Raw genomic sequence first — 10,456 nt, 5'->3', positions numbered from 1 at the left:
GCCTTGAGCCAGGCCGTAGAATTGCCGGATCGATATTTGCTTTCCTTGCGCTTCGAAACCATGCCCTCAAGGCCGGCTTGATCGATGAGATGGAAGATGGACTTGGCATCGCCCGGCAACGATTGACTGAACTGGATGCGCCCGCCAGGCGGGATCATCTCGGCTAGGATCTCGCGCCGGTCCTCCAGCGGGATGTCGCGGAGGTCGCGGCCATTGAGGTGGAGAAGATCGAAGGCGACGAAATAGAGGTCCTGTTGCCGACTTGTGATGGCCTTGCGCAGCGCCTTGAAGTCGGACAGTCCAGCCTCATTCGTGACGATCACTTCGCCGTCGATGATCGCGTCCTCAGCGTCGAGCCCGCTCGCGGCCTTGGCAAGGTCGCGATATTTTGCTGTCCAGTCGAGACCGCGGCGGCTGAAAATGCGCACGCCGTCCACGTCCCGAACAATTTGGGAGCGGTAGCCGTCGAATTTCACTTCATGAATCCAGCCGTCGCCTTCCGGTGGCTTGTCGACGAGCGTCGGCATCAGCGGCTCGATAAAGGACAACCGGTCCCTGCCGGCGGGCTTAGGCATCGGGACTCCCCGCGCGATGCTCGAATTTGATTCAATATCGCACGGCCGGTTGTGTTCCGTTAGCGATTGCTTAAATAAATTGTCGGCCGACGTCACAGACGCTCCGGCCTTGCCATGCCGAGCCCCATGGTCAGGGCTTCTTCCAGGCTGGTGGTATAAAGGGCCGTCTCTTCAGTAGGCGTCCTCAGAACGCAGTTGAGCCTGCTTGGCCTCGGCGCACCGATTTCTGAATTCCTGCACCTCGGCTTCCGTGAGGTGCTCGATGCCGATGAAGTCGTTCTTTCCCTGTCCGGACCGTATGAGTTCGTCGAGCTTCGCCTGTATGGCTGCACCATCGCGGTTCTGGGTGTTCTGGATCAGGAACACCATCAGAAAGGTGACGATGGTGGTCCCGGTGTTGATGACGAGTTGCCAGGTCTCCGAAAAGTCGAACACCGGTCCGGACAAGGCCCAGGCGACCACGCAGGCCAGGCATGAGGCGAAAGCCCAGGGGCGACCCGCGGCATGGGCGACCGCCTCCGCGACACGGTTGAATATTCGTTCCAACCCTAAATCCTCCGCCTGCTGCGCCATGCTCGATGGCGTCGTGCCAAAGCTTGAGCCCGTCGGCAGCAGGTTGCGGCCGATACGCCCGGTTGTTCATGGAATCCTGGTGATCGCACGCGGCCCCGGTGCCGACCGGGACCGCAATTGCGGACGATCGCGTGCGCGGCGGTTCAGGCGGCCGCCTGCAACGCCCGCTGGTTCGCGCCACTTTCGCCCAAAGCGCTGAGCGCCTCGTCGGTGGCGGACTCCTGCGCCAGCGTTTCGCGCAGCAACGGCACTGCGTCCTTGAGGCCCAGTTGCTCCGCCCAGGCGACCAGCGTGCCGTAGCGGGCTATTTCATAATGCTCGACGGCCTGGGCGGCCGCCACCAGGCCCGCGTCGAGCGCCGGCTCGTCCTGGTACTCCTCGAGGATTTCCGAGCCTTCTTCGAGGATGCCGTCGATCGCCGGACAGGTCTTGCCCCTTGCAGCCTTGCCCATCAGCTCGAACACTTGTTCCAGGCGATCGACCTGTCCCTCTGTTTCCATGCGATGCTTCTCGAAGGCTGCGCTCAGTTCCTTCGACTGGGCGGCCTTCGCCAGCTTGGGCAACGTCTTCAGGATCTTCTTTTCCGCGTAGTAGATGTCCTTCAGGCCGTCCACGAACAGGCTCTCCAGGCCGTTCGCCGCGCCAGACGAATTCTTCCTTGCCATCACTTTGCTCCATCGTTTGATGCGACTTGAGGGGGCAAAGAAACGGCGCTCGTGAAATCGCAAGCGCCGTTTCCTTGCATCACGATAAGCGCGGCCGGGAACGGATGTTCCATCCGAAATATTTCGTGAACCCAAGTCGTGGACGGCGCCCGGCGCGCAGGTCTGGACGGCTCTCCTGTCTGCAAGTCTCCCGGCGCGCCTGCCGATCGTCAGCCGCGCTGGCTGCAACCAGGCGCCCGCTGCGGCGTTTGCTCTTGGCGGTGCACGCAGGATCGGAACCGAATGCTCGAATCCCTCTATCTGAACCTTGGCCAGCACGACCTCCTCTCGGAGGCGGAAAAGGAATTGCTGGCGGGTGCCATCTCGACCGAACGACATGTCGCCACGGGGCAGGACATCGTTTCCGAAGGGTCGAGGCCGATCCACAGCACCCTTATCCTCGACGGCATCGCCGCGCGCTACAAGGTGCTGGAGGATGGCGGACGGCAGTTCACCTCACTGCAGGTCCCCGGCGATTTCGTCGACCTTCACGCCTTCCTGCTGAAGACAATGGACCATGGCATCATCGCGCTCTCGCCCTGCCATGTCGCTGCCGCCGACCACGCCAAGCTGCGCGCCATCACCGAGCAGGCGCCCCATCTCACCCGGCTCCTGTGGCTGGACACGCTCGTCGACGGCGCCATTCACCGAGAGTGGATCGTCGCCATGGGCCGGCGTTCGAAGACCTCGCATCTCGCCCATCTCATCTGCGAGCTGTTCGTCCGCCTCCAGGTCGTCAAGCGCACGTCCGGGATGAGCTTCCAGCTTCCCTTGTCGCAAGCCGAACTGGCCGACGTGCTTGGGCTTTCGGTCGTCCATATGAACCGGGTCATCGGCATGCTGCGCAATATCGGCCTGGTCAGCTGGTCGAACTATACCGTGACCATCCTCGACTGGGATCTGCTGGTGGCGATGGCCGAGTTCGACCCGACCTATCTCAGCATGAACCGCGAGCCGCGATAGGCGTCAGGGCGGATCGCGAAGCACCGACTTCCAGGCAGCGACCGACGCTATGTCGACGGTGACCAGGCCGCCCGCCTTGAACGTCACCCTGCCTTTGTCGTGGTCGACCTCAGTGACGTGACCCGCGATGGTGATCCGATCGCCGGCCTTGGCGCCGGCCGGCGGGTCGATCGCACAGGGATAATTGTGAGTCGGGATGCGGACCCGCGCGCGACCGCTGCCGAGCAGCGTAAGCACGGTGGCGTTCACGATCACTTCGTCGCCGATCCGTACATCCCAGGCCATGGCGTGGTTCAATCGGGCTCTCGGTCGGGCTTGCTGCCCGGCGACCACAACTGGTCCAGCATGGTAAGCGCGGCACTCGGTGCGGCCGGCCTCAGTAGTCCTTGCTCGGCGGCGGCCTTCTTGAACGCTGCGAAGGCGACGGCGGGCCGGCAGATCCCTTCGAGCGCGTCATCCACCAGACGCGCCGCTGCGACATAGGCCGGCGCGTCCTTGTCCTTCCATGCCCTGGCGAGTGCCTTCTTCGCCTCGGCGATGGATGAAACGACCATCGAGCCGCCGTCGGCGAACCTGATCGTCAGGGGCAGGAACCGGCTCATCGCCGTTCACCAGCCGAACCACTCCCTCGTTCGCCACAGCAGCCCCGCGAAGGGCGCGATCGTGAAGGCGGCGATGCCAAGCACCAGAAGCGGATGAGTCATCTCAAGCGATCTCATGTTTGCCGATTTCATCTCTGCCGATTTCATGCCTGCCCATTTCATGGTATGCTTGTCTCCGCCTTGGCTGCGTCGGTGGCTACATGTTGCTTGCCGGCCGGATCGGCGGCTGCGGCCGAAATGGTGGCCGCGGTCGCGGCTTCAGCGGGACGTCGGCGAGCGCGTCGCGGCTCGGCCTGAAGGCAGCCGGCGACGCGGCCGCGCGCTGGCGCAGCAAGGTGGAGGACAATCTGCCGATCAGATTTCGAACGTCCATGGGCTCCTCCCAGTGCCCCCCGCCGCCAGTGACCTACCACCTCACGCCTGTCGGCCGCATTTAACTTTGATGTATCCGTCGGACGGGTGGACCCGGTTCATTTGCGACCAGGTTTTCGCCCGCCAACCTTTTCGGCCGGCATGCGTTGTCCCTTCGAACCGAAGGAGAAACCGATGCTGACAAGGTCCGACACGTCGAAAGCCGCCCAGAAGCAGCGCCGGGTGCAGCGCAAGGTCGACGCCCGCGACCGCCGCAGCCCGAAGGCTAAGGAGCCGGCCGCCATGCAGGCCGGCGCACGCCGCTATCCCGAACCGCCTTTTCCGAAGCAGCATCATCCGAAGCCCGGCCAGGAGTGGGCGATCGAGCCGGCGCCGCTCTACGACGCGCCGTTCTGGCAGGGCTCGAAGAAACTCGACGGCAAGGTGGCGCTGATCACCGGCGGCGATTCCGGCATCGGTCGCGCCGTGGCGGTGCTGTTCGCGCGCGAAGGCGCCGACGTCGCCATCGCCTATCTCAGCGAGGATCGCGACGCCGAGACGACGAAGCGCGCCGTCGAGGCCGAGGGCAGGCGCTGCCTGGCGCTGCGCGGCGACGTCGCCAAGCGCGCCTTCTGCCGCAAGGCGGTCGAGCAGACCGTGAAGGCATTGGGTGGCCTCGACGTGCTGGTCAACAACGCTGCCTTCCAGATTCATTCGACCGATTTCGCCGACCTCACCGAGGAGCATTTCGACACCACGCTGAAGACCAATCTCTACGGCTATTTCCATATGGCGCAGGAGGCCGTGCCGCGCATGAAGCCGGGCTCGGCCATCATCAACACCGGTTCGGTCACCGGCATCGAGGGGTCGAAGCATCTGGTCGACTATTCGATGACCAAGGGCGGCATCCACGCCTTCACGCGCGCTCTGTCGGGCAACCTGATCGGCAAGGGCATCCGCGTCAACGCGGTGGCGCCGGGCCCGGTCTGGACGCCGCTCAACCCTTCGGAGAAGGAGGCCGAGGATGTCGCCCAGTTCGGCGCCAAGACGCCGATGAAGCGGCCGGCCCAGCCGGAGGAGATCGCGCCGGCCTATGTGTTCCTCGCCTCGCCGCAATGCTCAAGCTACATCACCGGCGAGATCCTGCCGATCGTCGGCGGCTATTGAGGAGGCTTGCGTAATCTTGAGATGCGGGGAGGGGCCTAACCCTTGCGCTTGCCTTCGGAGGGTGCCTTCACGACGACCTGCGCCTCGCGCATTATCCGGAGCGCCTCGTCGCGGGTCAGGCCGCATTTGCGGGCGAAGTAGGTTGCCTCATAGGCCTCGGCCGCGGAGGCGGCCGGGATCGCGGAAAGCATCGGTCTTGGTTTCTTCTTGGCCATCGGTTCACGATACCACGAATCGTTTAGTCAGCTAATATGGCAACTTTGTTTGCCAATGCAAATTTTTGCTATTTGCAATGCGATCATGGGCGAACGTGCTGATGGCCCGAGGGTTCCTCCAAAAAAGCGCATCTCCAGCCGGCGGCACGGAGGCCGCGGGTCAGGCAAAAGTAGCCTAAACCTTGAAGGATTTTGAAACGTAATTATATCAATGACTAAGCGTGCTCTTGCACGCGAAACGTAGTGCTTTGGTCAAGCTTCATCTTCATGGAGGTTGTCTATGGCAATGATGATGGAAGGAAAGAGGGGCCAGGATTGGATCAATCTTGTCCTCGCGATCTGCCTGTTCATCTCCCCCTGGATCATCGGGTTCGCCGCTGAGACGATGCCCGCGTGGAACGCCTGGATCGTAGGCGTTGCGCTCGGCGCGCTGGCCTTGGCGACGCTTTCGGTGTTCGCGGAGTGGGAAGAATGGGTCAATCTCGTCCTCGGCCTTTGGCTGATCGTCTCACCCTGGCTGCTGGGCTTCATGGCAAACGCCAACGCGATGGCGACCCATGTTGTCCTCGGCATTCTGGTGGTTGCCGCATCGGCCTGGGCGGTCTGGGATGTCCATCATCCGCACGCGCATGCGTGACGGGTGATTAACTGGGAGCCCGCCGCGCGAGCGGCGAGCTCCTTAAAAGCAATTCCAGGAAAAGTGTGCGGCCCGTCCGGGACTGCGCAGGAGACATGCCGGGGCATGGGCTGAACGCCGGTGGCCGAGCCTTCACGAATTGCTGCAACCGGAAAGCAGTTCGTGCATTCTTGGGAATGGCCACGATGCTCTACCCCGAAACGCCCGCGAAATGCTGCTCCTACTGCGGCGGCCGCGACCACGAATTCGAGGACTGCCCCAAGCGCAAGGCCGATGCCGAGAAGCAGAAGGAGGAGGCTGCCAGGCGCGAGGCCCAGAATTCGAAGGTCCCGTCCGGCTAGCATCGGCCCGGTCAATCCGTGCCTGCATCCAGCAGCGCAGTTCGCCCGGCCTCGCTCGCGAAAGCCGCCAACAGTTTCATTCCCTCGGCCCAATCACCCAGTCCGCTGTCGCCATTGATGTGGCCGAGCGCTCCCGCAACATGGAGGCCGCTTCCCCATTGCGCGGCCTTTGTCTCGGCATGATCGAGCGAGCCGTAGGGGTCGTCGCTGCTGGCGACGATGAGCGAGGGAAAGCGGAGCCGTCCCGCCGGCGCGCCGGCAAAACCGCGCACCGAGGCCGGAAAGGCCTGGCTCGCCGGATCGGGAACCGCGACCAGGAAGGCGCCGGCGCAGGCATCCTTCGAGACAAGCTGCCAATGCGCGACCAGCAGGCAGCCGAGGCTGTGGGAAATCAGCACAGGCGGGGCATTCGCCGCCGCCACCGCAGCGTCGAGGGCGCCGATCCAGTCGTCGAGATCCGGCTGCTCCCAACTTGCCGGGCTGAAGCGGCGCATGGCCGGGTTCGCCCGCTGCCAGCGCGTCTGCCAGTGTGCTTCGCCCGATCCGCCGATGCCGGGCACGATGATGAATTCGTTCATGGACTGCCTATTCCTGTCGATGCGATGCCGGCAATTCTAGGCCTTCCGCCAGCCGGCGGAATGAGAGATCATCGGAAAGCAGGCAGGTTTCCCGATGGATTGAAGGCAGGCATGGCAAACGGCGAGACAAGAGCGAGGCTCGACCCCACCGACATGGCGATCGTGGAGATCCTGCAGGAGGACGGCCGCATCGGCATTTCCGCGCTTGGCCGGCGTGTCGGCCTGTCCCAGCCCGCTACTTCCGAGCGGGTGAAGCGGCTGGAAGAGCGCGGCATCGTCTCCGGCTATCGCGCGGTGGTCGACCCGACCGCCCTCGGGCTCGGCACCATGGCCGTCATCCGCCTGCGCACCACGCATGAGCACATCCAGGCCTGCCTGAAGAAATTCGCGCAGATGCCGGAGGTGATCGAGGTCCTGCGCGTGACCGGGGAGGACTGTTTCCTGGTCAAGGTGCTCGTCCCGTCGCCGCCCGATCTCGAGGCAATCGTCGATGGCATCGGCCGCTACGGCGCGGTGACCACGAATGTGGTGCTGCGGGCCGAGCCGCCGAAGCGGCTGGGGCGGGAGCTGGTCATGAGATGAGCGCCGAGGTGCAGTCTACCGCCGCCAGTGGCGCACCGCGCATCGGCCACAAACGCGGCCTCGAGCCCTGACTTTTTCTGGGGGGAGTTGAAAAACGGGCGTCGAACCGGTCTATATCGGGGCGGGGGTGCGCGGGTGACGGATATCGTCTCGATCAGGGTGAGTGCGGAGCCTGCCGGGCGGCTGTCGGCAGGGCGCTTGCGGTTGTTCGCATTCATCGCCATCGCCGCGTTCATGATCGCCGGACCGGTAGCGGAGCAGGTCTTCGGGGTCCGATCGGCATGGCTGCGGTCCTGGACCATGTTCAGCGCGATCGGGATGGGCGTGATCGACGCTTCCTTCGAAATCCGCCTGCCCGACGGCGCGCTTGTCCCGCTCGACCGCTTCGAGATGCTCGGCGCCTCTCGCAACGGCAGGCTTAAGCGGATCGAAAGCCGTGACGAACTCGCTTCCGTCATCAAGCGGCTCTGCACGGCCGCCGGGCAGGGCGCCGACATCCGTGTCCGCGCGCGCCAGGCCGCCCGCGGCGGCTGGCAGATCATCCATACCGATGCCGAAAATGCCTGCGCCGACTGACGCCATCGCCGGCTGGCGTCCGATCGATGCCGTGGCGGCACGCTTCGTCGGCTGGGCGGTCGACACCGAGGGCTCGTCGCGTTCGTCCGCGTTGATCCGTATCGGTCTGGCAATGCTGTTCTGGTCGCGCTGGGCGGGCGAACTGCTGCTCTACATCGACCAATCGCCGGCCGGCCTCTTTCTGGCCGTCAACTTCTTCATGGCGACAGCGCTGCTCTTCGTTGGCTATCACAGCCGCATCGCCGCCGTCTGGGCCGGCACGGTCGGGCTGGCGATGTACTATTATTTCGGCTTCCAGCTTGGCCACGAGCCCTGGACCCACCATCATGTCTATCTGCTAGCCATCGCAGCCCTTCTGATCGCGCTCACCCCCTGCGGCCGCTCCTACTCGCTGGACCGCTACCTGGCGGTGATGCGCGCCGAACGCGCCGGCCTGCCACCGCCGGCGGAACGCGGCAATCTGTGGGGGCTGCGGCTGATCGTGGTGCAGCTCTCGGTGCTCTATTTCTTCGCCGCCTTCGACAAGTCGAGCTACGCCTTTTTGAGCGGCGCGCGGATCGAGCAGATATTCCTCTGGTACTACGCCGGCTCGGACTATCCGGCCGGCCTTGCCTGGATCGCAATCATCGTGTCCGTCGCCGTGGTCGCGCTCGAATACTGCCTTGCCTTCGGCCTGCCGTTTCGCCGCAGCAGGCGCTATCTGATCCTGCCGGGCCTGGCCTTTCACGCCATCATCTATCTGACGCTGCCGGTCTATACGTTCAGCGCCACCATGGCGTTGCTCTATCTCGCCTATTTCGATGCCGATGCCGTCGACAAGGTCATTGCGCGTCTCGAGGGGATCGGAATGGCAAGGACTGCCGGAGAGGAAATTTCGTGAAGCGTGGTTTGTTGTTTTCGGGCGCTCTCGTGGCCGCGGGGGCCATCGGTCTGGCCATGATCTGCGGCGCGGCCCGTGCCGGCAGTGCTGAGGCCTATTATCCCAAGCGCGCGTGGGGGTCCTTCAACGGCGGCCAGATGAACACGTCGCTGCTCGTGTTCCGCGACCTCAACAGGAACGGCGTCTACGATCTCGGCGACCGACCTATGTCGCGCGCGGCCGTCGAGCTCGACAGGCCGAACGGCAGCACCATCATGCGGTTGACCAATGTCGACGGCTTCGCCAATTTCCGGATGTCGGTCATCCAGCGCGATCTCGAAGTCGTCGACCCCGGACATTACGCGTTCCGGGTCGTGCCTCCGCCGGGCTTCTCCGTCACCACCGGCAACGCCTCGCAGGAAAGCGACTATGTCGTTTCGCCCGGATCGCCGGGCGACATGATCGCGCTGCGCACGACACACCCGGTCGGGCTCGCGGCGGATCTGACGATCAGCGGCGCGGTCGCCGCCGGATCGCGCGTTTCCTTGACAGGGCCGGACGGCGTCACGGCCGCCGCCAAGGTCGGTCCAGACGGGCGCTTCAGCGCACCCGCGACATCGGGCGAATGGCTGGTCGACGTGTCGGTCGGCGGGGCGACGCAGCGCCGGCGCATTGTCGTCGGCGCGGCGCCGGTGGTGATCTCAGCGGTCTCGGGCAAAGGCGGACCTGAGGAGGAGCCGCTGCCCAACCAGCATATTGTCGGCTTCGACGACCTGATGACGTCGCCCGGCGTGTTCGAAATTCCGTCCGGTTATGGCGGGCTCAACTGGTACAACCTCGTTGCCATGCACCAGAGCTTCACCGCTGGCCCGGGCTACATCAACACCACCATGTCGGGCGAATTCATCGCCTACAACAGCTCGGGGCACCCGGCGCAGGTGTTCAGCGATAAGCCGTTCGATTTCACAGGCGCCTATTTCGGCGTGGGCTGGGACGACGCGGAGGGCGAGACGCTTATCGTCAAGGCCTGGCGGGGCGATGAGCCCGCATATGAGGATCAGTTCGTGCTGTCGGCGAACGGTCAGGTCTACTTCGCGGCCGACTACAGACGCATCACGCGGCTCGAGATCCGGACACTGCATTACTGGCAGGCGGCGATCGACGATTTCGCCTACCGCACGGGTCGCTAGCGGTCCAGGGAGCGACCCGCCGCGTTCCGACGTTCGCCCGGGTTCCGGGAGCCTGATGTTTGTCGCGCGGCTGCACGGGCGCCATGCATCAAAACAGGAACCTGAAGCGCGTCATCCGCACCCGCTTACGCGCGACGCCCGTCAAGGACAGGCCGGATCAGCAAGACGATCCCTGGGAGGTTGCGCAGGAACGCGGGCCGCCATCCGAATGGCCGGTATCGTGACGGCTGCCGCCATGGCCGCCGGAGTTGCCGTTGCCACCCGAGCTGCCGTTTCCTCCTGAGCTGCCATTACCGCCGGAACCACCGTTCCCGCTGGAGCCGCCGTTTCCTCCGGAACTGCCGTTTCCTCCGGAACCGCCGTTGCCGCCGGACCCACCGTTTCCGCCGGAACCACCGTTTCCACCGGAGCCGCCGTTCCCGCCGTTGCCACCGTTTCCGCCATTGCCACCTGCGGAGCCACCGTTGCCGCCGTTCCCGCCATTTCCACCCGCGTCCCCACCATTGCCGCCTGCGCCCCCGCCATTTCCACCGTCCTCCCCGC

17 protein-coding genes and 1 pseudogene are annotated in these 10,456 nt (G+C 64.5%); 8 read left to right on the top strand and 10 right to left on the bottom strand.

Annotation, left to right across the window (positions count from 1 at the left end; translation table 11 throughout):
• The 3 genes from EN738_RS23435 to EN738_RS23425 form a co-directional block, all read right to left on the bottom strand.
• On the bottom strand, nucleotides 1-527 hold a 527-nt coding region (locus EN738_RS23435; protein ID WP_281034321.1), incomplete at its 3' end, for an RNA ligase family protein.
• 219 nt (nucleotides 528-746) lie between these two features.
• Complete coding sequence (locus tag EN738_RS23430) at nucleotides 747-1,148, bottom strand: low affinity iron permease family protein (protein WP_127285779.1); 402 nt, start codon at nucleotides 1,146-1,148, stop codon at nucleotides 747-749.
• A 143-nt stretch (nucleotides 1,149-1,291) separates the two neighbouring features.
• Nucleotides 1,292-1,813: a ferritin-like domain-containing protein gene (locus EN738_RS23425; RefSeq protein ID WP_127285780.1), complete on the bottom strand. Its 522-nt coding sequence runs from the start codon at nucleotides 1,811-1,813 to the stop codon at nucleotides 1,292-1,294.
• A 282-nt stretch (nucleotides 1,814-2,095) separates the two neighbouring features.
• Between EN738_RS23425 and EN738_RS23420 the strand changes: the two genes are divergently transcribed.
• Nucleotides 2,096-2,815: a Crp/Fnr family transcriptional regulator gene (locus EN738_RS23420; RefSeq protein WP_127285778.1), complete on the top strand. Its 720-nt coding sequence runs from the start codon at nucleotides 2,096-2,098 to the stop codon at nucleotides 2,813-2,815.
• Nucleotides 2,816-2,818: 3 nt separating this feature from the next.
• On the opposite strand, the gene EN738_RS23415 is transcribed toward EN738_RS23420, so the two are convergent.
• Genes EN738_RS23415 through EN738_RS35650 form a run of 4 tightly spaced genes read right to left on the bottom strand, consistent with a single transcriptional unit; the run spans nucleotide 2,819 to nucleotide 3,790 of the window.
• Nucleotides 2,819-3,112 (bottom strand): hypothetical protein, encoded by a 294-nt coding sequence (locus EN738_RS23415; protein WP_127285777.1) that lies wholly within the window; start codon nucleotides 3,110-3,112, stop codon nucleotides 2,819-2,821.
• Nucleotides 3,109-3,417 carry a DUF982 domain-containing protein gene (locus EN738_RS23410; protein ID WP_127285776.1) on the bottom strand — a complete coding sequence of 103 codons (309 nt, stop codon included), beginning with the start codon at nucleotides 3,415-3,417 and terminating at the stop codon, nucleotides 3,109-3,111. The genes EN738_RS23415 and EN738_RS23410 overlap by 4 nt, the downstream gene beginning before the upstream one ends.
• 6 nt (nucleotides 3,418-3,423) lie before the next feature.
• Nucleotides 3,424-3,579, bottom strand: a complete 156-nt coding sequence (locus EN738_RS35655) for a hypothetical protein (protein ID WP_187331517.1) — start codon at nucleotides 3,577-3,579, stop codon at nucleotides 3,424-3,426.
• Nucleotides 3,580-3,613: 34 nt separating this feature from the next.
• Nucleotides 3,614-3,790 carry a hypothetical protein gene (locus EN738_RS35650; RefSeq protein WP_189340408.1) on the bottom strand — a complete coding sequence of 59 codons (177 nt, stop codon included), beginning with the start codon at nucleotides 3,788-3,790 and terminating at the stop codon, nucleotides 3,614-3,616.
• A 173-nt stretch (nucleotides 3,791-3,963) separates the two neighbouring features.
• On the opposite strand from EN738_RS35650, the gene EN738_RS23405 reads away from it, so the two are divergent.
• Nucleotides 3,964-4,935: an SDR family oxidoreductase gene (locus tag EN738_RS23405; RefSeq protein ID WP_127285775.1), complete on the top strand. Its 972-nt coding sequence runs from the start codon at nucleotides 3,964-3,966 to the stop codon at nucleotides 4,933-4,935.
• A 35-nt stretch (nucleotides 4,936-4,970) separates the two neighbouring features.
• Here EN738_RS23405 and EN738_RS35645 read toward each other — a convergent pair whose 3' ends face one another.
• The gene (locus EN738_RS35645) at nucleotides 4,971-5,126 is read right to left on the bottom strand and encodes a hypothetical protein (RefSeq protein WP_245494637.1); all 156 of its coding nucleotides are present in this window, start codon (nucleotides 5,124-5,126) and stop codon (nucleotides 4,971-4,973) included.
• Between the two features lie 304 nt (nucleotides 5,127-5,430).
• On the opposite strand from EN738_RS35645, the gene EN738_RS23400 reads away from it, so the two are divergent.
• Nucleotides 5,431-5,787, top strand: a complete 357-nt coding sequence (locus EN738_RS23400) for an SPW repeat protein (protein WP_127285774.1) — start codon at nucleotides 5,431-5,433, stop codon at nucleotides 5,785-5,787.
• A 185-nt stretch (nucleotides 5,788-5,972) separates the two neighbouring features.
• Nucleotides 5,973-6,128: a hypothetical protein gene (locus EN738_RS35640; protein WP_189605938.1), complete on the top strand. Its 156-nt coding sequence runs from the start codon at nucleotides 5,973-5,975 to the stop codon at nucleotides 6,126-6,128.
• Between the two features lie 11 nt (nucleotides 6,129-6,139).
• On the opposite strand, the gene EN738_RS23395 is transcribed toward EN738_RS35640, so the two are convergent.
• A complete protein-coding gene (locus EN738_RS23395) occupies nucleotides 6,140-6,706 on the bottom strand; it encodes an alpha/beta hydrolase (protein WP_127285773.1) in 567 nt (188 codons plus the stop codon).
• Nucleotides 6,707-6,817: 111 nt separating this feature from the next.
• Here EN738_RS23395 and EN738_RS23390 point away from each other — a divergent pair, with 111 nt between their 5' ends.
• From EN738_RS23390 to EN738_RS23375, 4 genes are read left to right on the top strand one after another with little or no spacing between them, the layout of a single operon-like run.
• Nucleotides 6,818-7,288, top strand: coding sequence for an Lrp/AsnC family transcriptional regulator (locus EN738_RS23390; protein ID WP_127285772.1), 471 nt, complete (start codon nucleotides 6,818-6,820; stop codon nucleotides 7,286-7,288).
• Between the two features lie 27 nt (nucleotides 7,289-7,315).
• A complete protein-coding gene (locus tag EN738_RS23385; protein ID WP_145966909.1) occupies nucleotides 7,316-7,864 on the top strand; it encodes a hypothetical protein in 549 nt (182 codons plus the stop codon).
• Nucleotides 7,848-8,744 (top strand): HTTM domain-containing protein, encoded by an 897-nt coding sequence (locus tag EN738_RS23380; RefSeq protein ID WP_189605934.1) that lies wholly within the window; start codon nucleotides 7,848-7,850, stop codon nucleotides 8,742-8,744. Before EN738_RS23385 ends, EN738_RS23380 begins: the two co-directional genes overlap by 17 nt.
• The gene (locus tag EN738_RS23375; protein ID WP_127285769.1) at nucleotides 8,741-9,913 is read left to right on the top strand and encodes a hypothetical protein; all 1,173 of its coding nucleotides are present in this window, start codon (nucleotides 8,741-8,743) and stop codon (nucleotides 9,911-9,913) included. Before EN738_RS23380 ends, EN738_RS23375 begins: the two co-directional genes overlap by 4 nt.
• Nucleotides 9,914-10,054: 141 nt before the next feature.
• Here the strand turns inward: EN738_RS23375 and EN738_RS35970 are convergent.
• Nucleotides 10,055-10,456: pseudogene (locus tag EN738_RS35970) on the bottom strand (hypothetical protein); the annotation flags it as partial.

Origin of the sequence: Mesorhizobium sp. M4B.F.Ca.ET.017.02.2.1 (genome assembly GCF_003998955.1) — a bacterium.
Taxonomy (GTDB): domain Bacteria; phylum Pseudomonadota; class Alphaproteobacteria; order Rhizobiales; family Rhizobiaceae; genus Mesorhizobium; species Mesorhizobium abyssinicae.
Note: the sequence above shows the minus strand (reverse complement) of the source record. Positions and strands in the feature narration are given on the sequence as shown.